Source organism: Pseudomonas sp. D1-36 (assembly GCF_051132205.1).
Taxonomy (GTDB): domain Bacteria; phylum Pseudomonadota; class Gammaproteobacteria; order Pseudomonadales; family Pseudomonadaceae; genus Aquipseudomonas.
Map to the genome: position 1 here is coordinate 4340790 of NZ_CP071674.1, position 22996 is coordinate 4363785.

21 protein-coding genes are annotated in these 22996 nt (G+C 61.3%); 18 read left to right on the top strand and 3 right to left on the bottom strand.

Going from position 1 to position 22996, the window contains the following annotated elements:
• Positions 1-34 precede the first annotated feature (34 nt).
• The 9 genes from gap to J3P76_RS19305 all read left to right on the top strand — a co-directional run bounded on the left by gap (position 35) and on the right by J3P76_RS19305 (position 9068).
• Entirely contained in the window at positions 35-1036 is a 1002-nt protein-coding gene (gene gap, locus J3P76_RS19265) for a type I glyceraldehyde-3-phosphate dehydrogenase (RefSeq protein ID WP_039593774.1), read from the top strand.
• A gap of 214 nt (positions 1037-1250) precedes the next feature.
• The gene (locus J3P76_RS19270) at positions 1251-1763 is read left to right on the top strand and encodes an RNA polymerase sigma factor (RefSeq protein ID WP_434701135.1); all 513 of its coding nucleotides are present in this window, start codon (positions 1251-1253) and stop codon (positions 1761-1763) included.
• 105 nt (positions 1764-1868) lie between these two features.
• Positions 1869-2831 carry a FecR family protein gene (locus tag J3P76_RS19275; RefSeq protein ID WP_434701136.1) on the top strand — a complete coding sequence of 321 codons (963 nt, stop codon included), beginning with the start codon at positions 1869-1871 and terminating at the stop codon, positions 2829-2831.
• 120 nt (positions 2832-2951) lie between these two features.
• Positions 2952-5543 (top strand): TonB-dependent receptor, encoded by a 2592-nt coding sequence (locus J3P76_RS19280; RefSeq protein WP_434701137.1) that lies wholly within the window; start codon positions 2952-2954, stop codon positions 5541-5543.
• Positions 5544-5703: 160 nt separating this feature from the next.
• Complete coding sequence (locus J3P76_RS19285) at positions 5704-6294, top strand: biliverdin-producing heme oxygenase (protein WP_434609959.1); 591 nt, start codon at positions 5704-5706, stop codon at positions 6292-6294.
• A gap of 135 nt (positions 6295-6429) precedes the next feature.
• Positions 6430-6852, top strand: a complete 423-nt coding sequence (locus J3P76_RS19290; RefSeq protein WP_434609957.1) for a YbaN family protein — start codon at positions 6430-6432, stop codon at positions 6850-6852.
• Between the two features lie 56 nt (positions 6853-6908).
• Positions 6909-8255, top strand: coding sequence for a CoA transferase (locus J3P76_RS19295; RefSeq protein ID WP_434609955.1), 1347 nt, complete (start codon positions 6909-6911; stop codon positions 8253-8255).
• Between the two features lie 108 nt (positions 8256-8363).
• Positions 8364-8723 (top strand): DUF5064 family protein, encoded by a 360-nt coding sequence (locus J3P76_RS19300; protein ID WP_434609953.1) that lies wholly within the window; start codon positions 8364-8366, stop codon positions 8721-8723.
• Positions 8724-8891: 168 nt separating this feature from the next.
• Positions 8892-9068 (top strand): hypothetical protein, encoded by a 177-nt coding sequence (locus J3P76_RS19305; RefSeq protein WP_420764340.1) that lies wholly within the window; start codon positions 8892-8894, stop codon positions 9066-9068.
• Between the two features lie 7 nt (positions 9069-9075).
• Here the strand turns inward: J3P76_RS19305 and J3P76_RS19310 are convergent, their stop codons facing one another.
• Complete coding sequence (locus J3P76_RS19310) at positions 9076-9969, bottom strand: helix-turn-helix domain-containing protein (protein WP_420764339.1); 894 nt, start codon at positions 9967-9969, stop codon at positions 9076-9078.
• Positions 9970-10141: 172 nt separating this feature from the next.
• Between J3P76_RS19310 and pobA the strand changes: the two genes are divergently transcribed.
• Positions 10142-11332, top strand: a complete 1191-nt coding sequence (pobA, locus tag J3P76_RS19315; protein WP_434650145.1) for a 4-hydroxybenzoate 3-monooxygenase — start codon at positions 10142-10144, stop codon at positions 11330-11332.
• 49 nt (positions 11333-11381) lie between these two features.
• Positions 11382-12917 (top strand): MDR family MFS transporter, encoded by a 1536-nt coding sequence (locus J3P76_RS19320; protein WP_434674608.1) that lies wholly within the window; start codon positions 11382-11384, stop codon positions 12915-12917.
• A gap of 174 nt (positions 12918-13091) precedes the next feature.
• Here the strand turns inward: J3P76_RS19320 and J3P76_RS19325 are convergent, their stop codons facing one another.
• The gene (locus J3P76_RS19325) at positions 13092-14441 is read right to left on the bottom strand and encodes a spinster family MFS transporter (RefSeq protein WP_434562648.1); all 1350 of its coding nucleotides are present in this window, start codon (positions 14439-14441) and stop codon (positions 13092-13094) included.
• A gap of 361 nt (positions 14442-14802) precedes the next feature.
• On the opposite strand from J3P76_RS19325, the gene J3P76_RS19330 reads away from it, so the two are divergent.
• Positions 14803-16977 carry a hypothetical protein gene (locus tag J3P76_RS19330; protein WP_420764335.1) on the top strand — a complete coding sequence of 725 codons (2175 nt, stop codon included), beginning with the start codon at positions 14803-14805 and terminating at the stop codon, positions 16975-16977.
• Between the two features lie 287 nt (positions 16978-17264).
• On the opposite strand, the gene J3P76_RS19335 is transcribed toward J3P76_RS19330, so the two are convergent.
• The gene (locus tag J3P76_RS19335) at positions 17265-17570 is read right to left on the bottom strand and encodes a DUF2288 domain-containing protein (RefSeq protein ID WP_264428324.1); all 306 of its coding nucleotides are present in this window, start codon (positions 17568-17570) and stop codon (positions 17265-17267) included.
• Positions 17571-17612: 42 nt separating this feature from the next.
• Between J3P76_RS19335 and J3P76_RS19340 the strand changes: the two genes are divergently transcribed.
• The 6 genes from J3P76_RS19340 (at position 17613) to J3P76_RS19365 (ending at position 22910) form a co-directional block, all read left to right on the top strand.
• A complete protein-coding gene (locus tag J3P76_RS19340) occupies positions 17613-17849 on the top strand; it encodes a hypothetical protein (RefSeq protein ID WP_434562644.1) in 237 nt (78 codons plus the stop codon).
• Between the two features lie 60 nt (positions 17850-17909).
• Complete coding sequence (locus tag J3P76_RS19345) at positions 17910-19037, top strand: branched-chain amino acid ABC transporter substrate-binding protein (RefSeq protein WP_434701138.1); 1128 nt, start codon at positions 17910-17912, stop codon at positions 19035-19037.
• A gap of 230 nt (positions 19038-19267) precedes the next feature.
• Positions 19268-20191: a high-affinity branched-chain amino acid ABC transporter permease LivH gene (livH, locus tag J3P76_RS19350; protein WP_434609939.1), complete on the top strand. Its 924-nt coding sequence runs from the start codon at positions 19268-19270 to the stop codon at positions 20189-20191.
• Positions 20188-21444 carry a high-affinity branched-chain amino acid ABC transporter permease LivM gene (locus tag J3P76_RS19355; RefSeq protein ID WP_420764331.1) on the top strand — a complete coding sequence of 419 codons (1257 nt, stop codon included), beginning with the start codon at positions 20188-20190 and terminating at the stop codon, positions 21442-21444. Before livH ends, J3P76_RS19355 begins: the two co-directional genes overlap by 4 nt.
• On the top strand, positions 21441-22208 hold the full coding sequence (gene livG, locus J3P76_RS19360; protein WP_420764330.1) for a high-affinity branched-chain amino acid ABC transporter ATP-binding protein LivG: 768 nt from the start codon (positions 21441-21443) through the stop codon (positions 22206-22208). Before J3P76_RS19355 ends, livG begins: the two co-directional genes overlap by 4 nt.
• Positions 22209-22910, top strand: a complete 702-nt coding sequence (locus J3P76_RS19365) for an ABC transporter ATP-binding protein (protein WP_072409624.1) — start codon at positions 22209-22211, stop codon at positions 22908-22910. It begins immediately after the preceding gene.
• The last annotated feature ends 86 nt before the right edge of the window (positions 22911-22996 follow it).

The following is a 22996-nucleotide window of genomic DNA, read 5'->3' on the forward strand; positions in this document are numbered from 1 at the left end:
TAATTCCAACAACAAATCGATGGCGGCGCAGTTAATGACTCTTCGAATCGCAATCAATGGTTTTGGCCGCATCGGCCGCAACGTCCTCCGCGCACTGTATACCCAAGGCTATCGTCGCGACCTGCAGATCGTCGCCATCAACGACCTGGGCGACAGTGCGATCAACGCTCATCTGCTCAAGTTCGACACCGTGCATGGCACTTTCGATGCCGACGTGCAGCACGATCACGAAAGCCTGACGGTCAATGGCGACCGCATTTCGGTCAGTGCCATCCGCAACCCGGCCGAGCTGCCCTGGGCCGCCGAGAAAATCGATGTGGTGTTTGAATGCACCGGTCTGTTTACCGACCGCGCCAAGGCTGCCGCCCACATCAGTGCCGGCGCTCGCAAAGTGATTATCTCGGCCCCGGCCAAGGGCGCCGATGCCACTGTGGTGTACGGCGTCAACCATGACATCTTGCGCCAGTCCCACCAGATCATTTCCAACGCGTCGTGCACCACCAACTGTTTGGCCCCGGTGGCCCAGGTGCTGCACCGCGAGCTCGGCATCGAAAGCGGCCTGATGACCACCATCCATGCCTACACCAACGACCAGAACCTGACCGACGTCTATCACAGCGACCCGTACCGCGCCCGCTCGGCCACCCAGAACATGATCCCGAGCAAGACCGGCGCCGCCGAAGCCGTGGGCCTGGTGCTGCCGGAACTGGCGGGCAAGTTGACCGGCATGGCCGTGCGCGTGCCGGTGATCAACGTCTCCCTGGTGGACCTCACCGTGCAACTCAAGCGCGAAGCGTCGGCCGATGAAGTCAACGCACTGCTCAAGCAGGCCAGCCAGCACTCCAAGATCCTCGGCTACAACACCCTGCCGTTGGTCTCCAGCGATTTCAACCACAACCCGTTGTCGTCGATCTTCGATGCCAACCACACCAAAGCCAGCGGCAAGCTGCTCAAGGTGCTGGCCTGGTATGACAACGAATGGGGCTTCTCCAACCGCATGCTGGATAACTGCCTGGCGTTGTGTAACGCGGAGTAACTGCCACGGTAGTTCTTGAGCTTTTCTGTGGGCGCTTTTCTGTGGGAGCGAGCTTGCTCGCAAAAGCGGCGTATCAGCCAACATCAATGGCAACTGACACTCCGTCATCGCGAGCAAGCTCGCTCCCACAGGGTTACAATCGATGAAATGAAGGCTTGACCCGTCACGCGGATGATAAGCATTATCATCCGCTCGAACCGGACCGGGCCCTACCGTGAGTCAATCGCGCTTTCATCATGTCTTTCTCGCCCAGCGCACGCCCCTGCTGCGCACCCTGGAGCGGATGGTCAACAACCCGAGCACCGCCGAAGACTTGCTGCAGGAAACCTACCTGCGTGTCACCCGCGCCTTGAGCGAACGCACCGTCGATCATCTCGAACCCTTTGTTTTCCAGACCGCCCGCAATCTGGCGCTGGATCATCTGCGCGCGCGGCGGATCCAGTCGCGGGCCCTGGTCGACGACGTGCCGCTGGACATCGTGAACAACGTCGTCGCCCCTCAAAGCAGCGCCGAAGATGCCGCCCACGCCGCGCAAATGCTCGAGCGCCTCAACGTCAGCCTGCAATCCCTCAGCCCCCGTCAACAGCGGATCTTCATTCTCAGCCGGCTGCATGGCCACAGCTACCAGGACATCGCGCAACGATTAGGCGTGTCCCTGAGCACGGTGCAAAAAGAACTGAAACTGATCATGGCCATCTGCGTGGGCGTGGCCGAACGCAACCCGTGAATACAGGCGGCAAGCCACAAGCTTCGAGCCGCAAGCGGATGTGGGCTTGCCAGCTACCGCTTGCGGCTTGTAGCGTGTGCTTGCCGCCAATAATGAGAATCCACCGTGACGGACAACCATCGCCCACCTGAAGCCGCCGAGGCGCAGGACACCGCTCACGCCATGGACCAGGCGCTGGACTGGTTGATCCTGCTCGACAGCCCCAGCGAGGAGCAGCGCCGACACTTCCAGGCCTGGCTGGCGGCCGATCCACGCCATGGCGAAGCGTTCGTCAGGGCCCAGGCGATCTGGAACGGTCCGCAGATAATCGAAAGCGCCCGGCAATTGAGGGACCGGCCAAAGATCACCTCGCTGTCGCGCATGCGTGCCCATTGGAAACCCCTGGCCACCGCCGCCGTGCTGTTGCTGGGACTGTTCAATTTCAGCGACCTGCCCATGCGCTTCCAGGCCGACCACCTGACCGTGGTCGGTGAACGCCAGCGCCTGCAGTTGGAAGACGGCTCCAAGGTGCTGCTCAATACCGATTCGGCCTTCTCCAGCTCATTCGACAACCAACGGCAGGTGGCCCGGCTCTACAAGGGCGAAGCTTTCTTCGAGGTGCCAGCCAACCGTCATTTGCCGTTGGAGCTGGACGCAGGCCCGGTCACCGCCAGCGTCAGCGACACCTCGTTCGCCGTGCGCTACGTGGATGGCGTCGCGCAAGTCCAGGTGCAGCGCGGCGACGTCGACCTGCGGGCCACCCGCTACGACACCCACGTGCGGCTGTCGGCTGGCGAAAGCATCCGCATCGGCCCCAATGGCTTCGACCGCCCGGCACGGCTCGATGCCGGCACCGACCTTGCCTGGGTGCAGGGCCGACTGGTGTTCGAGAACCGTCCGCTGAGCCAGGTCTTGGCGGAGTTGCGACGCTACTACCCAGGCTGGATCATCAACACCAACGAACGGCTGGCCAACGTCGCGGTGACGGGCAACTACCGCCTCGACCAGCCCCTGGACGTGGTCCGCTCCCTGGCCCAGATCACCTCCGCGCGCCTGCAGGAATTGCCGGCGCTGGTGATTTTGAACTAAATGAGAATTATTTTTACTCGATAGCCTCCGCTGGTTCGTCTCGTTATAGCCAATGCAATTGATTCGCATCTCCACGATGCCGATCTGCACCTATAACAGATGCGACACGGAGCGCTATCGATGTCCTCTCGCCTTACTTGCCGGTTACTCGCCCCTTCCCGCGCACTTTCATTGCTGACCGCCGCCATCCTGATGGCCGGTGCCGCGCCGGCCGCCCTTGCCGCCGCTGGCCAACCGCCCGCGCACAACATGGGCGACTACAGCTTCAACATCGCCCGGCAGCCCTTGGTCTCCGCGCTCAACGCGTTCACTGCCGTCACAGGCTGGCAGGTGGGGCTGCCGGCTGAACTGGCCGAAGGCATCGCCTCGCCGGGCGTCAACGGCTCGCTGTCGCCGGAGAAAGCCTTGGAGCGCCTGTTGGTGGGGACCGACTTGCGTTACCGCAAACTGGGCAGCAACAACATCGTTCTGGAAAAACGCAGCGCGGGCAACGTGCTGGACTTGCAGCAGGTGACCATCAGCGCCACCCGTCAAGAACAGGACATCACCCGCGTACCGAGCACCGTTTCCGTTCATGATCGCCAGCAACTGGACCGTAACAACGTAAACACCATCAAGGACTTGGTGCGCTACGAGCCCGGCGTATCGGTGGGCGGCGCGGGCGAGCGCGGCGGCATCAGCGGCTACAACATCCGCGGGATCGACGGCAACCGCATCCTGACCCAGGTCGACGGCGTGGAAGTGCCCGGCGGTTTCTTCAACGGCCCCTACGCCAAGACCCAGCGCAACTATGTCGACCCGGAGATCATCAAGCGCGTGGAGATCCTGCGCGGACCGGCCTCGGTGCTGTACGGCAGCAACGCCATTGGTGGCGTCGTGAGTTATTTCACCCTCGATGCGGATGACATCATCAAACCGGGCAAGGATGTCGGCGCGCGCCTGAAGACTGGCTACAGCTCCGTAGACGAGAGCTGGCTCAAGTCCGCCACCGTCGCCGGTCGCAGCGGGCCCTTCGACGGCCTGCTGCACTACAGCCAGCGCGACGGCCATGAAACCGAATCCTACGGCAGCAACAATGGCACCGGCCTGGACCGCACCGCGGCCAACCCGCAGGACGTGCGCGCCAAAAACGTGCTGGCCAAACTCGGCTGGAACTACAACGATGACGCACGCCTGAGCCTGGTCTACGAGAAGTACAAGGACGACCGTGACACCGATCTGAAAAGCGCCTACGGCGGTCCTTACGCCAACGGCCAACCGGCCATTCCCGCCTCCATCCTGCCGGGCGGCATGTACCAGTGGCGCACCGGCAACGACACCATCACCCGCGAACGTTTCGGCCTGGAGCACAGCTTCGCGCTCGACAGCCTGCTGGCCGATAACATCAAGTGGAGCCTGAACCACCAGGTCGCCAAGACCGACCAGAGCACCGCCGAATTCTACTTCCCGATCACCCGTAGGGTCCTTCGCACGCGAGAGACCCTGTATGAAGAAAAACAGTGGGTGCTTGATGCGCAAGTCGACAAGTCATTCAGCATTGCCGACACCGATCACACGCTGACCTACGGCACCACGCTCAAACAGCAGAAAGTCACCGGTTCGCGCAGCGGCAATGGCGTGTGCCTGGCGGTCGGCGTGGGCTGTGCCGCCGTCGGCGCCATCAGCACGCGGGACGTACTGGCAAAAGCCAGTGACTTCCCGGACCCGACCATCAACACCTACAGCCTGTTCGCCCAGGACCAGATCAGCTGGGAAAAATGGACCTTCACACCGGCGCTGCGTTACGACTACACCCAGCTCAAGCCACACCTGACCGAAGAATTCCTCAGCACCGTTGACCCTACCGCCGGCGGTAAAGTCAGTGATGAGAACAAGACCTGGCACCGCGTCTCGCCCAAGTTCGGGCTGACTTACGCCCTGACCGACCAATACACCTGGTTTGGCCAATACGCCGAGGGTTTCCGCACCCCGACCGCCAAGGCTCTGTACGGGCGCTTCGATAACCCGGACGCGGGCTACAGCGTGGAACCCAATCCCGACCTGGAGCCGGAAAAAAGCAAGAGCTACGAAACCGGCCTGCGCGGTCGTTTCGACTCCGGTTCGTTCGACGTGGCGGTGTTCTACAACAAGTACCGCGATTTCATCAACGAGGACGCCATTACCCCTGGCGCGGACCAGTTGACCTTCCAGAGCAACAACATCAAGCACGCCACCATCAAGGGCATCGAGGCCAAGGGGCGCCTGGACCTGGACGTGTTCGGCGCGCCACGGGGCCTCTATACCCAAGGTTCGGTGGCTTACCTCCAAGGCCGCAACGACGACACCGGCGAACCGCTCAACAGCATCAACCCGATGACCGGCGTATTCGGCCTGGGCTATGACCAGGAGCAGTTCGGCACTTTGCTCAGCTGGACCCTGGTGAAGAAGAAAAACCGCGTCGACGACAGCAACTTCAACTCTCCTGACGGCGTCAGCAGCCAGTTCAAGACGCCGGGCTTCGGCATCCTCGACCTGAGCGGGTACTACAAGGTCACCGACGATGTCACCGTCAGCGGCGGCCTCTACAACCTCACCGACAAGAAATACTGGCTGTGGGACGACGTGCGCGGCTACGACAGCGTCGGCGAAGCGGCAGTGCTGAGCCCGGCCAACCTCGACCGCCTGACCGCCCCTGGGCGCAACTTCGCGGTCAACCTGATCTGGGATATCTGATCCGATTCTTCACGCAAGACAGTTACCTGTGGCGAGGGAGCAGGCTCGCGCTGGGACGGTCCGACGCTTCGGGCGAAGCGCCCCCAGATCTAACGCTCGCTGCGCAACCGAGCGGGAGCAAGCTCCCTCGCCACGATGTATTCCACTCGAAGGAATTGCTATGAGCACACAACGCACCCTTTCCCGCTCCCAACGCCTGAACCAGATCACCCACGAGCCCCACGGCAAGCTCGACGCGCTGGTCAAGGCTCACGCCCCATTCGAAACCCAGGCCAGCTACGCCCGCTTCGTCGTCGCCCAGTACCAATTCCAGTCGGAACTGGTGGCGCTGTACAACGACGCGCAACTGACCGCGCTGATTGCCGACCTGCCCGCGCGCTGCCGCGCCGAAGCGGCCAAGGCCGACCTGGCGGACCTGCACACCGAAGTGCCGCCGCCAGTGGCCGGCGCAGTGAAAAACCCAACCCAGGCCGAAGCCCTCGGCTGGCTGTTCGTGTCCGAGGGTTCCAAGCTTGGCGCCGCGTTCCTGATCAAGCGCGCCGTGGGGCTGGGGCTGAGCGAAACCTTTGGTGCCCGACACTTGGCAGAACCGGCGGGCGGGCGTGCCGAAGGCTGGAAAACCTTCACCCGGATCCTCGACGCGCTGCCCCTCACCGAACAGCAGGAAGCCGAGGCGGACAAAGGAGCGCTGGCGGCCTTCAACCGCTTTACCGTGTTACTGGAGCAAGCCTACGCGACCGAGTTGGCCTGAAGCCTTCACAGTTTCCCTTGCGCGAGCGAGCCTGCTCGCGATGACACTGGCTCAGTCGCCACAGAAGTCGCCTGACCCACCGCCATCGCGAGCCGGCTCGTTCCCACAGGGAATGTGCATGAAAGAAGAACACTGATGAAACGCCCTTCCAGATTCACTCGCCTGCTCTTCGCCCTCCTCGCCTACACCAGCCTGGCCATCGGCCTGGTGGCCATCGTCGTGCCGGGCTTGCCCACCACCGAATTCATCCTGCTTGCCGCCTGGGCCGCGACCCGCAGTTCGCCGCGCCTGAGCGCTTGGCTGGAGGGCCATCGGTTGTTCGGGCCGATGCTGCGCAACTGGCGCAACGGCAAGGTTATCCCGCGCCGGGCCAAGATCGCTGCAACGGTCAGCATGCTGTGCTGTGCAGGGTTTATGCTGCTGATGCTCGATCACCGCTGGCCGGTATACCTGGCACTCGCAGGCATGGGCCTGGGCAATCTCTGGATCTGGTCCAGACCGGAGAATCGTGGCGAGGGAGCTGGCTCCCGCTGGGCCGGTCCGACGCCTCGGGCGTAGCGGCCCCCGACGTTTGTTTGATCTATGCTCGCTCTCTGGTTCAGGAGGGTTTCCAAATGTCAGACCTACTCACACCCATGCAAACCGCCATGGGCTTGCCCACGACACCCATCCCCTTCACCAGCGAAGGCGCCCTGCCCTCCGCCTTCGCCGTCACCGAGCTGGCCTGCGCGAGCATCGCCACGGCCGGTCAAGCGGTCGCCGAACTGATCCGCCAGCAAACCGGTCGCCTGCCGTCGATGGAAGTCGACCGGCGCCTGGCCTCATTCTGGTTTTCCACCTCCCTGCGGCCCATCGGCTGGGGCGTGCCGCCCCTGTGGGATCCGGTGGCGGGCGACTACGCCACCGCCGACGGCTGGATCCGCCTGCACACCAACGCGCCGCATCATCGCCAGGCGGCGCAAAAGGTGCTCGGCGCCTGCACCGACCGCGCCGACATGGCCAGCAGAGTGGTCCGGTGGAACAAGGCCGAACTGGAACAGGCCGTGATCGATGCCGGCGGTTGCGCCGCGCAGATGCGTTCATGGCTGGCATGGCAGGCGCATCCCCAGGGCATCGCTGTCAATGCCGAGCCCCTCGTTCATTTGGATAGCGGAGCGCAAGGCGCGCCTGGCCCCTGGCTCGGCTCCGTCGCCCAGCCCTTGGCGGGCCTCAAGGTGCTGGACCTGACCCGCGTGCTGGCCGGCCCGGTTGCCAGTCGCTTTCTCGCCGGGCTGGGGGCCGACGTGCTGCGCATCGACCCGCCGACCTGGAACGAACCCGGCGTGGTGCCTGAAGTCACCCTCGGCAAACGTTGCGCCCGCCTCGACTTGCGCCAGCCCACCGATCGAGCAGCGTTCGAGGCGCTGCTCCAGGAGGCGGACATCCTGTTGCACGGCTACCGCGCCGACGCGCTCGAACGCCTGGGCTACGGCGCTACACAACGTCGGCAGTTGGCGCCCGGCCTGATCGACGTCTGCCTCAACGCCTACGGCTGGAGCGGCCCCTGGCAACACCGCCGCGGCTTCGACAGCCTGGTGCAGATGAGCTGCGGTATCGCCGAGGCCGGCATGGCCTGGAAACACACGGACAAACCGACGCCTCTGCCGGTCCAGGCGCTGGACCACGGCACCGGTTACCTGATGGCCGCCAGCGCAATCGTGTTGCTGAATCGACGCTTGGCCAACGGCCGTGGGGGCTCGGCACGCTTGTCACTGGCGCGCACGGCGAAGCTGTTGATCGAGGGCGGCGCCGGCAGTGAGGTTGCATTGCGCCCCGAAGACGAGGCTGACCAGGGGTTGCTGGTGGAACAGACGCCCTGGGGTCCGGCGCATCGCTTGCAGGTACCGCTGAAAATGCCCGGCACGCCGCTGCAATGGAAGTTGCCGGCCGCTGACCTGGGCGCCCACCGCGCGCAATGGTGACGGTTCAATAGACCGCACCCGTCGCCCGACATGTTTATCGATAACGGGAAAACTTATGGGGCAGGCGCGGTGTCTGCCGTTCTCCACGCCTTCGAAGGAGAGACGCTGATGGCCACGTTCCAACCCGGACACCTGCACATGGAGCGCCATGCGCTGAACAAGGATGATTTCAGCTACAACCTGTGCATCGATTACGAAATAGCCCAGGATCCCGACGAGGGAAAGGGCATGTCATTTCGCCTGCACGGCACGGTAGAAGACAAGAACGTAGACGAGACGTTTTTCCTGGCCAAGGACCAAGCCTTCGACTTCGCCCGCCACGCCACCCGCATTGCCCAATACTACGGCCTGCCCAAGAGCACGAACATCGGCGCGATGCACAAGTACTACGACGAAATGTTCGAAGACGTGCGCCACCAGTTGGATGTCAAGCCGGGGGATCCGATGAAACCTGAGCATTTGGAATAGAACGCTCGAAAGAACAACCCTAATCCCTGTGGGAGCAAGCTTGCTCCCATAGGGAACATCAGCGAGCTGAATATCTGCTTACATACACAAACCGCCTGGCTGGCAACCCGCCATGGCTGACCTATGCTGAAAACAGTACCCCCGGGTATTCGTTCAGAGGTCATCGCCATGAACATCAAAACAAGAAGACGCCTCGCCATATTTGTCACCTGCACCGCCACGCTGGCGCTGTATGGCACCGCGGCTTATCGGGTCGAGCAGGCCAGGCAGCTGCCCCGTGAATACGCCAGCTGCAACTTCGAACGCTGCATACCGCACAACGCAACCTTGAACGCGCTGCGCTGAGACGGTTTCAGTCGTCCTGCTGATCGGTCTTGAGCCGGTCTCGGAAGGCTTTGGGCGAGATACCGACGCGCCGACGGAACAGTCGGGTGAAGTTGGTCGGGTCGGAGAAGCCAAGCATCTCGGAGATCTCATAGATCGTCATGCCTGTATAGGTCAGCAGCCGCTTGGCTTCCAGCAACTGGCGCTCGTGCATGATTTGCAGTGCCGGCTGTCCCGCGAGTTCGCGACAGGTGCCATTGAGGTGCGACACCGAGATGCCCAGGCGATGGGCCAGGTCCTCGACCTTGACGTGCTGGCGATAGGTCTCTTCCACCAATTGGATGAACCCGTTGAGGTATTCCCGGGCCCGCTGCGGGCGCTGGGTGGAGATACGCCGGTTCATCACCTGGCGGCTCACCCAGACCATGATCACGCTGACCAAGGCATGCATGAGCATTTCCCGGGCCGGTTGATGGCCCACGTACTCCGCCTGCATGGCACTGAACAAACTATTGAGGTAATCAGCGTTCTCTCCGGCCGGATAGGCTTCCGCCTGGGCCAGGACATTGACCGAATGGCCTAGCTGGGCTTGCAGGTGCGTGACCAGCGGCGCCGCCAGGGTCACGACGTAACCCTGCACATCCTCCGAAAAACGGAAACCATGGACCGACAGCGGCGGCAGGATCTGCACGGCCGGCTCGTCGAGCCGCGTACGCTGGCCTTCGATTTCCAGTTCCGCTTGACCCTTGAACACAAAAAGCAGCTGGCACAGATCGGCATGCCGATGGGGTTTTATTTCCCATTGGTGCTCGCTACTGCGGCTGGAAATGGTTTCGCAGTGCAGTAGGTCCGGCGTGGGCCAATCCTGGCTCTCGCCGTAGAGCTTGAACACGGGAATCGAAGGCAGCTCAGTTTTCTTCATAACGAGGATCGGCCTTGGGTTACGGGCGGTAATCGCACCGATTGGCAGAATGTGCAGGTTTCAGCTCAGTTTTCCCCTTCAATTGACAGGTCCGCAAGCGAAAAATGCACGCCAGGATTACTAAAAATAAACGCCGACCCTGGTCGCGTGCCTCTTGCGAGCCATAACAACAATGAAAACCCTCAAGACCCAAGTCGCCATTATCGGCGCCGGCCCCTCTGGGCTGCTGCTCGGCCAGTTATTGCACAACGCAGGGATCGACACGGTGATCCTCGAGCGCCAGACTCCCGATTACGTCCTCGGCCGGATCCGCGCCGGTGTACTCGAGCAGGGCATGGTCCATCTGCTGCGCCAGGCCGGAGTTGGCCAACGCATGGACGCCGAGGGCTTGTCCCATGATGGCTTCGAGCTGGTCCTCAACGGTCGGCGCGTCCACATCGATCTCAAAGGGCTGACCGGTGGCCAGAACGTCATGATTTACGGTCAGACCGAAGTCACTCGCGACTTGATGGCCGCCCGGCAGGCATCCGGCGCCCAGACGCTGTATCAGGTCGACAACGCCCAGCCCCACGACCTGAAGACCGAGCACCCCTTCGTGACCTTTGAACACGCCGGCGAAACCTGGCGCCTGGACTGCGATTACGTGGCCGGCTGCGATGGTTTCCATGGCGCGGCAAGGCAATCGATCCCGGCGCAAAAGCTCAAGGTCTTCGAACGCGTCTACCCGTTCGGCTGGCTCGGCATCCTCGCCGACACCCCGCCCGTCCACGAAGAACTCGTCTACGCTCGCCACGAGCGCGGCTTTGCCCTGTGCAGCATGCGCTCGCGGACCCGCACCCGTTATTACCTGCAAGTGCCCGCCGAGGAACAAGTGGCCGACTGGCCGGACGAGCGTTTCTGGGATGAACTGAAAATACGCCTGCCCACCGACCTGGCCGAAACCCTGGTGACCGGTCCCTCCATAGAAAAAAGCATCGCACCACTGCGCAGCTTCGTCGTGGAACCGATGCAGTACGGGCGGATGTTTTTGGTGGGCGACGCCGCCCACATCGTCCCGCCGACCGGGGCCAAGGGGCTGAACCTGGCTGCCAGCGATGTCAGCACGCTATTCAATATTTTGCTTAAGGTCTATCGCGACGGTCGCGCGGATCTGCTGGAACGCTATTCCGACATCTGCCTGCGACGGGTCTGGAAAGCCGAGCGCTTCTCCTGGTGGATGACGTCGATGCTGCACCGCTTCGATGACGACGCGTTCAACCAGCGCATCAGCGAGGCGGAGCTGGAGTATTTCGTCGACTCCGAGGCGGGGCGCAAAACCATCGCGGAAAATTACGTCGGCCTTCCTTATGAGGCTATCGAATAGGCGGCTACCGAATTAAACTGCGGGCTTCGTCCCCTCGCCGCCAGGCGCGATGCCCGCAGGTCCTGCCTTGACTCAGCTCGATACGCCTCAAGCTATGCAACCCGCTATCCGCAGCGTGCTGGTGGCGCTGATGCTGGCGATTTTCCTCGGTGCGCTGGACCAGACCATTGTCGCGGTCTCGATGCCGGCCATTTCCGCGCAATTCAAGGATGTCAGCCTGCTGGCCTGGGTGATCTCCGGCTACATGGTCGCCATGACCGTAGCGGTGCCGATCTACGGCAAGCTGGGCGACTTGTATGGCCGGCGCCCGCTGATGCTGTTCGGCATGGGCCTGTTCACCCTCGCTTCGCTGTTTTGCGGGTTGGCACAGAACATGGAGCAACTGGTGCTGGCGCGGATTTTCCAGGGCATCGGCGCCGGCGGCATGATTTCTGTGAGCCAGGCGATCATCGGCGACATCATCCCGCCCCGCGAGCGTGGGCGCTACCAGGGTTATTTCAGCAGCATGTATGCGGTGGCCAGCGTGGCCGGACCGGTGCTGGGCGGCTACATGACCGAGTACCTGTCGTGGCGCTGGGTCTTCTGGATCAACCTGCCATTGGGCCTGGGCGCCTGGCTGGTGGCCCGGCGCGCCCTGGTGGGGCTGCCGGTGCCACAACGCACACCAATCATCGATTACCTGGGCACCGTGTTGCTGATCATCGGTCTGACCTCGCTGCTGCTGGGCATTACCCAGATCGGCCAAGGCCATGCCTGGCACAGCCGCGAAGTGCTCGGGCTGCTGGGTGGCGCAGTACTCGTGCTGGGTCTCTTCGCCTGGCATGAACGCCGCGCACGGGAGCCGTTGCTGCCTATGCACCTATTCGTCAACCGCAGCGCGGTGCTGTGCTGGTGCACGGTTTTTTTCACCAGCTTCCAGGCGATTTCCCTGACAGTGCTGGTGCCGTTGCGCTTCCAGAGCGTGACCGGCGCCGGCGCCGACAGCGCCGCGCTGCACTTGCTGCCGCTGGCGATGGGTTTGCCGATGGGCGCCTATTTTGCCGGGCGGCGCACCTCGATCACCGGGCGCTACAAACCGATGATCCTCAGTGGCGCCCTGCTCTTCCCGTTCGCCATTCTTGGCATGGCTTTCACGCCGCCCGCCGTGTTCTGGCTGAGCAGCCTGTTCATGTTGCTCAGCGGCATCGCTTCGGGCATGCAATTTCCCACTTCGCTGGTGGGCTCGCAGAATTCGGTGCAGCAACGGGACATCGGTGTCGCTACCAGCACCACTAACCTGTTTCGCTCATTGGGCGGCGCGGTGGGTGTGGCGCTGATGTCGGCGTTGCTGCTGGCCTTGCTGCAGGATTCCGGTTTTGCCCAGCTCGCCGGTTCGTCGATGATCGGCGAGGGGCATTCCGGCAACGTCCTGCTCGATGGTTTGAACGCCGCTCCCGGAGAGGCACGGGACGCCTTGCGTGAGGAGTTGCAAGCGACGTTCCGGCACTTGCTGATGATCAGCGCGGCGGTGTCATTGCTGGGGCTGGCGGCTGCGGTGGCCATGCCCGATCGCCTGTTGCGCGGGCGAGAGGAAAAGGCTCGTTAGTGCAGATGGCGCTGAACCCTGTGGCGAGGGGATTTATCCCCGCTGGGCTGCGCAGCAGCCCTAAAACCGACGCCGCACTGTGTCAGGTTAGCTGAGTGTTTTTCGAGGGCTGCTCTGCAGCCCAGCGGGGATAAATCCCCTCGCCACAAAAGCTGTTTCGCCAGCAGTTTGATCTCAAGCTGTCGCCGCCACGCCCGCCGGCTCCACCACGACGCTCATCCCGTCCTTCATCCGCTTGGCATCGCGCACGAAGCAGCGAGACGCCAGGAACAGGAACACCATGGTCAGCAACAGCGCCACCGGGATCAGATACATCGCGTCATGCAGGCCGATGGCCTTGAAGGCTTCGGTCATTTGCGGGGCACCTGCTACAGCCATCGCCGTGTGGGCGAAGTAGTCGGACAAGCCGCCCACCACCACCGGCCCGAGGCCGCCGCCGAGCAGATACAGCCCGGCAAAATACAAGGCCATCGCCGTAGCACGCAGTCGCGGCTCCACCACGTCCTGGATCGCGGTATAGACGCAGGTGTAGAAGTTATAGGCAAACAACCAACCAACGCTGAACACGGCCACGAAAACACCGATCTCGATGCGCCCGGCATGGAGGGCCCACGCCGTGGTCACTGTCGAAATGGCCAGGCTGAACGCTGCAAACAACAGACGGCCGTTGGGCACGCGCTGGTGGATCTTGTCTGCGACCCAGCCGCCAAGGGTCAGCCCGAACAATCCGGTCACGCCCACCATGATGCCGGTCGCCACGGCCGCCTCGTGCAGCGGCATCCCGAAATACCGTTGCAGCATTGGCACCAGGAATGAGTTGCAGGCGTAGGTGGCGAAGTTGAAGCACAGCCCCGCCAGCACCAACCAGAGAAAGGTCGGAATCGCCAGCACCCGGCGAACCGGTTTATCAACCTTCTCTTGGGACACCTGCACGGTTTCCGCCGCGCCGCGCTTGGGTTCCTTGATGAAGAACATGAACACCGCCAGCACCAGCCCCGGCACCGCCGCGATGAAGAAAGGCGCACGCCAGCTGTCGAAGGCCTTGACCATCGCGCCGATGGTGAAGAACGCCAACAACAGGCCCAGCGGCAGCCCCAACATGAAGATGCCCATTGCCCGAGCCCGGCGGTGAGCCGGGAACAGATCGCCAATCAACGAATTGGCGGCCGGCGCATAGCTGGCCTCACCGATGCCCACGCCCATGCGCACCACCAGGAACGCCCAGAAACTGCCCACCAGGCCATTCACCGCGGTCAATCCGCTCCAGGCGGCCAGGCCCCAGCCCATCAACTTGCTGCGCGAACCGGTATCGGCCATGCGCCCCAGCGGCAAGCCCGCAATGGCGTAGACGATTGTGAACGCGGTGCCGATGATGCCGATCTGGAAGTCGCTGAGGCTCCACTCCATGCGGATCGGCTCGATGATGATCGCCGGGATGGTGCGATCGAAGAAGTTGAACAGGTTGGCCAGGAACAACAGGAACAGAATGCGCCAGGCATTCGCCGCTTGGGTCGAGTTCTGCATGGGTCCGTCTCTTTTTATTGTTGGGCGAGGCATCCGAGCCCGGAGTCTGCAATCTAGACAGCGGGACGCGAGCTGTCTCCAATCATTCGCATGGCTGATACCAAACCATGGCGCAGGGCGTGTTTCATTGCTTTGGTCAATTTGCTGCAACAACTGCCATCATTTTGCCTGCTCTTGATTAAAGAACCTCGCGCGATGGCCGATCCAACATGATCAGGAATAGATTCTCCCGAGCGCTGCTCAGGCTGCAGCCCTGAACGCTTGGGCCGACATTCGCGTTGCCATCAAAGGACGCGAGTTCCCATTCGCGATGGTTCGATGACATGTCGTCGATCCGACCAGTCCAGGCATACGGCGCACAATGACTTCCAAAAAAACAGCCACTGCGGTTTCCGATCTGACCTTGAGCCCAGCCGCCAACGGCCCTGAAACCTCGACGCTGTCGAGCAGCTCGCGATCCCTGGCTACCCAGCAATACCTGTATTTCACCGAGACCAACACCGACCGCATCCTCGACAACCTCGACGGCCTGCGCGATGCCGTGTTCCCCCGTCCGCCGCACCTGGTGGACGACGAGAGCGAACGTGGCCAGCAGGAGTTCCCATCGGTTTGCCTGATCGGCCTAGGTCGCTGCGGTTCCAACATCGCCCTGGACGTCGCGGAGCTGGTCTACAACGCCCGCAAGTTCTACCTCAACGAATTCAATGCCGAGGATAAAAACTACGGCGACAAAAGTTATCGCCCGGCGCAGTGGATGCGCAACCTGCGCCTGGGCAACAGCAAGGCAAGCAAACCGGTGTTCCTGGTGGAACCACTGGTCATGCTGGGAGACTTGGACAAGGACATCGCCGGGCGCATCCGTTTCTCGCGCAAAGGCGAGAAAAGCGGCTTCTTGCGCGACTACAGCAAGATGAAAATCATGGACCTGTCGGAAGTCCATGCTGGTGGCGCCGGCAACGCGCCGATCCTCGGCCAGTATCTGGCGAAGATCATCCTGAACAAGGACACCCAGCGTTTCTCCAGCCCCGACTGGAAGATGATTCACTCGTACCTGATCGACAGCTGCGGCATCAAGGCCAACCAGTCGCGCCTGTATTTTTCGATCTTCAGCGCCGGCGGCGGTACCGGTTCGGGCATGGCCTCGGAGTTTGGCCTGGCCCAGCAGTACTCCTACATGAACAAGACGTTCGACACCAAGCCGATGGACGAACACGATAGCAAGAGCGGTCACTCCTTCGTCTTCGAGCCGATTTTCACCAGCGGCATCTGTGTGCTGCCGAATATCTCCGACCACCGCAGCGAAATGTCCGAGGCTCTGCACATCAACGCCGGTCGGCTGTTGTGCAAATACCTCTCGGAAGAATGGGACTTCTCGTACAACTTCGCCAACGAAGACAGCAGCGAAGCCAGCGTCATGGGCCGCATCCGTCCGTGGAACGCGATGATGTTGATCTCCAACGACATCATGCGCTACGCCGAAGAGAGTGATGACGGCAACATCCAGAACATTGATGTCAATGCCATGGAAAAGCACGCCAACCAGTACATTTCCCAGCAGATATTCAACATCCTGACGGCCCAGGCCGTGACCACCGACTACGACCAGAACTACTTCCGTCGCGCCGGCATCGACATTGGTGAAACCATTCGCCTGGACGCCAACGACCTGTTCATGAGCCTGGCCGGCCCGGTGGCGATTGCCTACGCCGAGTCCGTGGTCCCGGAAACCCCGGCGCCGAGCGGCGACAAGTTCAAGGTGTTCGAGAAAGAGCCACCGCGCTTGAACATCGATGACCTGTTTTTCCGTTCCATCGACTTGCCGCACTTCAACAAAGTCACCCAGGCCATCGAAGGCATCAGCCTGTTGCCCATCGAGTCCAAGCGCTACCGCGCCTCGCTGGAGCAGTACAAGAACTCCGGCTACGACGCCGCTGCGCTGCATGACCTGCACTTCTTCAAGAACTGCTCGTCGGTGGTATCGATCGTCTCGTTGCCCAAGGATTACAAGCTGTCCTACATGGACTTGAACCGGCTCAAGACCCACCTCAACAGCCTGTTCCCCAACACCACGCTCAAGCGCTACGCGTTGGTGATCGGCGCCTCGGCGAACCTGTCGCTGACCACGCTGATCGCCAAGAGCCCGTGCCTTTCGGACGACTTCCTGACCCTGATCGTGGCGTTTATCAAACGCTGCTTCGCCCGTACGCCGTACCGCTTCGATGAGACCTTGGACAACTCGATCCTGGACTTCATCATCAACGAAGAATTCGACGAGGCACGCATCGACGACCTGCTCAATGAATTCGAGAACCCGGCGAAAATCCTCGACACCAACTGGTACGCGATCAAGCCGATGTATGAAAAGAAATACCGCGAGCTGATCAGCGACAAGGAAAAATTCGTCTCGATCAACGACATCCGCCTGTCCCGCGACTGCGTGAAGAAGTCCATCAAGTACCTGCGCGAGATCTACCGTCATCGGATCGGCAAGACCAAGGTTATTTCGCTTAATAACCATACTGGCCGTACTTACTGAGGCTGGCTTGAACCGAGTCGCCCAAATCGCGAGCAAGCTCGCTCCCACAATGGGCCTGCGCTCAGAAATCCCCTTGTGGGAGCGAGCCTGCTCGCGAAGACGGCCTTGAATACAACACTGAAACAACATCCAGAAACAATTAAGCAGCCAAAAGGCTGCCCAATAAACTGTTCCCGTTACGTATACGTCACCCTGCCCTGTGGCGTTTCGCCACGGCAGGCTGTCATCTCGCTACTCACCTACACACTTTCAATCGAGCCGGGGAGCGAACCAAGTTGGTGCATCGATCAATTCGATGCCCTTTCCTGGATCATGATCCAAGGCGAAACCACCACCGCCCAGAGCTGCGGATCGCGCTCCAGAAAATCCAGCGCCCGCGTTTCAGACAGCTTGGCGACCTGCCCGGCGCCCAGCCAGGCGGCGACTTTGGTACCTTCGTCCTGGGCCACGGCCTCGGCGGCAGCGATCAGATCCAGTGCCGGATCGACCCACAATAGGGCACCCTTGGCAAAGAACGGCTCCAGCTCTTTCCAGGTGATGGATGCGGTTTCACCGAGCAATTTGGCATAGAGGGTGCTAGGTTCTTGATTCATGGGAGCTGTCCGGAAAAGAAATCGGCGCGAATGATAACGTCGGTGGTCTGGCAGAAAAACCCAGTTGCAATTGCAGCACCGATTGAAAAGCGCAGCAAAGCCAAGGATTGCCGATTTGACCGGACAACCCCCGCCGCGAATCTGTCTTTTTCTTTCAATAAAGCGACACCCTCAGGTTTTGCCCCCAAGCGCCAGCTTCCCTTGCCAACAATCGGCGCTCTACACTGTACCGGTACAGTTGCCGGGGGCATTTTCCGCGAGGATATCCAAGATATCTGACCCGGTTCTGCTGCTACGGCGCCAGGACTATAAAAACTACAACAGCATGAGTGGAGCACTATGACTAAGGCTACTAAGCAGATTTCCAAACTGTTTGCCGCTATGGTTCTGGCCGGGGTTGCCAGCCATTCGTTTGCCGCCGATACCATCAAGATCGGCATCGCCGGCCCGAAAACCGGCCCTGTAGCCCAATACGGCGACATGCAGTTCAGCGGCTCCAAGATGGCGATCGAGCAAATCAACGCCAAGGGCGGCGTCGACGGCAAGAAACTCGAAGCCGTTGAATACGACGACGCCTGCGATCCAAAACAAGCGGTCGCCGTCGCGAACAAGGTCGTCAACGACGGCGTCAAGTTCGTGATCGGCCACCTGTGCTCCAGCTCCACCCAGCCGGCTTCGGACATCTACGAAGACGAAGGCGTGATCATGATCACCCCAGCGGCCACCAGCCCGGACATCACCGCCCGTGGCTACAAGATGATCTTCCGCACCATCGGTCTGGACAGTGCCCAAGGCCCAGCGGCCGGCAACTACATCGCCGATCACGTCAAGCCGAAAATCGTTGCGGTCCTGCACGACAAGCAGCAGTACGGTGAAGGCATCGCCAGCGCGGTGAAAGCCACCCTCGAGAAGAAAGGCACCAAGATTGCCGTGTTCGAAGGCGTCAACGCCGGCGACAAGGACTTCTCCGCGATCATCGCCAAGCTCAAGCAAGCCGGTGTCGACTTCGTTTACTACGGCGGTTACCACCCGGAGCTGGGCCTGATCCTGCGCCAGGCCCAGGAAAAGGGCCTGAAAGCCCGCTTCATGGGTCCGGAAGGCGTGGGCAACGATTCGATCACCCAGATCGCCAAGGATGCTTCCGAAGGCCTGCTGGTGACCCTGCCGAAGTCCTTCGACCAGGATCCGGCCAACGTTGCATTGGCTGACGCGTTCAAAGCGAAGAAGGAAGACCCGAGCGGCCCGTTCGTGTTCCCGTCCTACTCCGCAGTGACCGTGATTGCCGAAGGCATCAAGGCGGCCAAGTCCGAAGACGCGACCAAAGTGGCTGAAGCCATCCACGCCGGCACTTTCAAGACGCCGACCGGTGACCTGAGCTTCGATGAAAAGGGCGACCTGAAAGACTTCAAATTCGTGGTTTACGAGTGGCACAACGGCAAACCTAAAACTGAAGTTTCGCCTCAGTAAGGCGCTGCCTCACTGACTGCCAATAAAGCCCACGGCGTGCCGTGGGCTTTGTTTTACGAATGTATGGGCCGCGCTGGCGTGATCCGCCAGTCTCCCCACCTGAAAATCTCAAAACCGTCATCAGCGGTTCGCTGGCAAAACCCGGATTCGAAGTGGATAGAGATCCACGGGGCCGGGCGGGAAAATGACTCCACCAGTGAAATGCGTATCAGGTTTTTAGGAGCGCTGTAATGCCTGACATCTATCACTTCTTCCAACAGCTGGTTAACGGCCTTAACGTTGGCAGCATGTATGCCCTGATCGCCATCGGCTACACGATGGTTTACGGCATCATTGGAATGATCAACTTCGCCCACGGCGAGGTGTACATGATCGGCTCCTACGTGGCGTTCATCGCCATTGCCGGGCTGACCATGATGGGACTCGACAGTGTCCCGCTGTTGATGACCGCGGCTTTTATCGCGAGCATCGTGGTCACCAGTTCCTATGGCTACAGCATCGAACGGATCGCCTATCGCCCCTTGCGCGGCAGCAACCGTCTTATCCCGCTGATTTCCGCCATTGGTATGTCGATTTTCCTGCAGAACACCGTTCTGCTGGCGCAAGACTCCAAGGACAAAGCAATCCCCAACCTGATCCCTGGCAACTTCGCCTTCGGTCCGGGTGGCGCACAAGAAGTGCTGATTTCCTACATGCAGATCGTGGTGTTCGTCGTCACTGTGATCGCCATGCTCGGCCTGACCCTGTTCATCTCCCGTTCTCGCCTGGGCCGCGCCTGCCGCGCCTGTGCCGAGGACATCAAGATGGCCAACCTGCTCGGCATCAACACCAACAACATCATCGCCCTGACTTTTGTCATTGGTGCTGCGCTGGCAGCCGTTGCGGCTGTTCTGCTGAGCATGCAATACGGCGTGATCAACCCGAACGCTGGTTTCCTCGTCGGCCTCAAGGCCTTCACCGCTGCGGTATTGGGCGGCATCGGCAGCATTCCCGGAGCCATGCTCGGTGGATTGGTGCTGGGGGTGGCGGAAGCCTTTGGCGCCGATATCTTCGGCGACCAGTACAAGGACGTCGTTGCATTCGGCTTGTTGGTTCTGGTGCTGTTGTTCCGTCCGACCGGCATTCTGGGCCGTCCGGAGGTTGAGAAAGTATGACTAGGAATCTTAAACAGGCACTGTTCAGTGCCTTGCTGGTCTGGGCCGTGGCCTACCCGGTACTCGGTCTGAAACTGACCATCGTCGGTATCAACCTGGAGGTGCACAACACCAGCCCTGCGGTGCTTGCGACCATCGCGATCTGCTCGGTGCTGATGTTCCTGCGCGTGCTGTTCAACCAGCAAATCAGCAAGGCCTGGCGCTCCTCCCCGGGCCTGCCGCTGATCCCGGCCAAGGCCAGCAACTTCCTGACCCTGCCAACGACTCAGCGCTATTTCATCATCGCCCTCATCATCGTCGCGCTGGTATGGCCGTTCTTCGGCTCGCGCGGCGCGGTGGACATCGCTACGCTGATCCTGATCTACGTGATGCTCGGCCTGGGCCTGAACATCGTGGTAGGCCTGGCCGGCCTGCTGGACCTGGGTTACGTCGGCTTCTATGCCGTCGGCGCCTACAGCTACGCGCTGCTGTCCCACTACTTCGGCCTGAGCTTCTGGATCTGCCTGCCGATCGCCGGGCTGATGGCTGCCACCTTCGGTTTCCTGCTGGGTTTCCCGGTCCTGCGCTTGCGTGGTGACTATCTGGCGATCGTGACCCTGGGTTTCGGTGAGATCATCCGGCTGTTCCTGCGTAACATGACCGACATCACCGGTGGTCCGAACGGCATCAGCAATATCGAGAAGCCGACGTTCTTCGGCCTGACCTTCGAGCGCAAGGCCGCCGAAGGCTTGCAGACCTTCCACGAGTACTTCGGCCTGCAATACAACTCGATCAACAAGGTGATCTTCCTGTACCTGGTTGCCCTGTTGCTGGCACTGGCGGCACTGTTTGTCATCAATCGCCTGCTGCGCATGCCGATCGGCCGTGCGTGGGAAGCGCTGCGTGAAGACGAAATCGCCTGCCGCGCGCTGGGTCTCAACCCAACCGTGATCAAACTGTCGGCCTTTACCCTCGGTGCTGCGTTCGCCGGTTTCGCCGGTAGCTTCTTCGCGGCTCGCCAGGGCCTGGTGACGCCCGAATCGTTCACCTTCATCGAGTCGGCGATCATCCTCGCCATCGTCGTGCTGGGCGGGATGGGCTCGCAGCTGGGCGTGATCCTGGCTGCGATCGTGATGATCCTGCTGCCTGAAATGATGCGTGAATTCAGTGAATACCGCATGTTGATGTTCGGCGCCTTGATGGTGCTGATGATGATCTGGCGTCCTCAAGGTCTGCTGCCTATGCAACGCCCACACATGGAGCTGCGCAAATGAGCCGCGAGATCCTCAAAGTTGAAAACTTGAGCATGCGCTTCGGCGGCTTGCTTGCGGTCAACGGCGTGGCCCTGACCGTGAAAGAGAAACAGGTGGTTGCCCTGATCGGGCCGAACGGCGCGGGCAAGACCACAGTGTTCAACTGCCTGACCGGCTTCTACCAGCCCACCGGCGGCACCATCCTGCTGGACGGCGAGCCGATCCAGGGCCTGGCCGGCCATCACATCGCTCGCAAGGGCGTGGTGCGGACCTTCCAGAACGTGCGGCTGTTCAAGGACATGACGGCGGTCGAGAACCTGTTGATCGCCCAGCACCGTCACCTGAACACCAACTTCTTCGCGGGCCTGTTCAAGACCCCGGCGTTCCGCAAGAGCGAACGCGAGGCGATGGAGTACGCCGCGTACTGGCTGGACAAGGTCAACCTCACCGAGTTCGCCAACCGTACCGCCGGCACCCTGGCCTACGGTCAGCAACGGCGCCTGGAAATCGCCCGCTGCATGATGACCCGCCCGCGGATCCTCATGCTCGACGAACCGGCCGCCGGCCTGAACCCGAAGGAAACCGAAGACCTGAAGGCGCTCATCAGCGTGTTGCGCGAGGAGCACAACGTCACCGTCCTGCTGATCGAGCACGATATGAAGCTGGTCATGAGCATTTCCGACCACATCGTCGTGATCAACCAGGGCACGCCGCTGGCCGACGGTACGCCGGAACAGATCCGCGATAATCCCGAAGTGATCAAAGCCTACCTGGGGGAAGCGTAAATGCTGCAATTCGAAAACGTTTCCACCTTCTACGGCAAGATCCAGGCGCTTCACAGCGTCAACGTCGAGGTCCGCCAGGGCGAAATCGTCACGCTGATCGGCGCCAACGGTGCTGGCAAATCGACGCTGCTGATGACCCTCTGCGGTTCGCCCCAGGCCCACAGCGGCAGCATCCGCTACATGGGCGAGGAACTGGTGGGCCAGGAGTCGGCGCAGATCATGCGCAAGAGCATCGCTGTGGTGCCTGAAGGCCGTCGGGTATTTGCCCGGCTGACCGTGGAAGAAAACCTCGCCATGGGCGGGTTCTTCACCGACAAGGGCGACTATCAGGAACAGATGGACAAGGTGCTGCACCTTTTCCCACGCCTGAAAGAGCGTTTTACCCAGCGCGGCGGCACCATGTCCGGTGGCGAACAGCAAATGCTCGCCATCGGCCGTGCGCTGATGAGCAAGCCCAAGCTGCTGCTGCTCGACGAGCCTTCCCTGGGCCTGGCACCGATCATCATCCAGCAGATCTTCGACATCATCGAACAGCTGCGCAAGGATGGCGTGACGGTGTTCCTGGTGGAGCAGAACGCCAACCAGGCGCTGAAAATCGCCGACCGGGCGTACGTGTTGGAGAACGGTCGCGTGGTGATGCAAGGCACCGGTGAAGCGCTGCTGACCGACCCGAAAGTGCGCGAGGCGTACCTGGGCGGCTGAGGCTGTCACCAAGAAAAAAACGGCCTTCGGGCCGTTTTTTTTTATCTGGATGCGCACGCCCCCGTGGCGAGGGAGCTTGCTCCCGC

What these genes read in the sequence shown, in the direction of transcription:
- livH (WP_434609939.1), top strand. Translation starts at nt 19,268, where the DNA reads ATGCCTGACATCTATCACTTCTTCCAACAGCTGGTTAACGGCCTTAAC.
- J3P76_RS19335 (WP_264428324.1), bottom strand. Translation starts at nt 17,570, where the DNA reads ATGAATCAAGAACCTAGCACCCTCTATGCCAAATTGCTCGGTGAAACC.
- J3P76_RS19295 (WP_434609955.1), top strand. Translation starts at nt 6,909, where the DNA reads ATGTCAGACCTACTCACACCCATGCAAACCGCCATGGGCTTGCCCACG.
- pobA (WP_434650145.1), top strand. Translation starts at nt 10,142, where the DNA reads ATGAAAACCCTCAAGACCCAAGTCGCCATTATCGGCGCCGGCCCCTCT.
- J3P76_RS19330 (WP_420764335.1), top strand. Translation starts at nt 14,803, where the DNA reads ATGACTTCCAAAAAAACAGCCACTGCGGTTTCCGATCTGACCTTGAGC.
- J3P76_RS19280 (WP_434701137.1), top strand. Translation starts at nt 2,952, where the DNA reads ATGTCCTCTCGCCTTACTTGCCGGTTACTCGCCCCTTCCCGCGCACTT.
- livG (WP_420764330.1), top strand. Translation starts at nt 21,441, where the DNA reads ATGAGCCGCGAGATCCTCAAAGTTGAAAACTTGAGCATGCGCTTCGGC.
- J3P76_RS19300 (WP_434609953.1), top strand. Translation starts at nt 8,364, where the DNA reads ATGGCCACGTTCCAACCCGGACACCTGCACATGGAGCGCCATGCGCTG.
- J3P76_RS19325 (WP_434562648.1), bottom strand. Translation starts at nt 14,441, where the DNA reads ATGCAGAACTCGACCCAAGCGGCGAATGCCTGGCGCATTCTGTTCCTG.
- J3P76_RS19320 (WP_434674608.1), top strand. Translation starts at nt 11,382, where the DNA reads ATGCCCGCAGGTCCTGCCTTGACTCAGCTCGATACGCCTCAAGCTATG.
- J3P76_RS19345 (WP_434701138.1), top strand. Translation starts at nt 17,910, where the DNA reads ATGACTAAGGCTACTAAGCAGATTTCCAAACTGTTTGCCGCTATGGTT.
- gap (WP_039593774.1), top strand. Translation starts at nt 35, where the DNA reads ATGACTCTTCGAATCGCAATCAATGGTTTTGGCCGCATCGGCCGCAAC.
- J3P76_RS19285 (WP_434609959.1), top strand. Translation starts at nt 5,704, where the DNA reads ATGAGCACACAACGCACCCTTTCCCGCTCCCAACGCCTGAACCAGATC.
- J3P76_RS19355 (WP_420764331.1), top strand. Translation starts at nt 20,188, where the DNA reads ATGACTAGGAATCTTAAACAGGCACTGTTCAGTGCCTTGCTGGTCTGG.
- J3P76_RS19310 (WP_420764339.1), bottom strand. Translation starts at nt 9,969, where the DNA reads ATGAAGAAAACTGAGCTGCCTTCGATTCCCGTGTTCAAGCTCTACGGC.
- J3P76_RS19290 (WP_434609957.1), top strand. Translation starts at nt 6,430, where the DNA reads ATGAAACGCCCTTCCAGATTCACTCGCCTGCTCTTCGCCCTCCTCGCC.
- J3P76_RS19305 (WP_420764340.1), top strand. Translation starts at nt 8,892, where the DNA reads ATGAACATCAAAACAAGAAGACGCCTCGCCATATTTGTCACCTGCACC.
- J3P76_RS19365 (WP_072409624.1), top strand. Translation starts at nt 22,209, where the DNA reads ATGCTGCAATTCGAAAACGTTTCCACCTTCTACGGCAAGATCCAGGCG.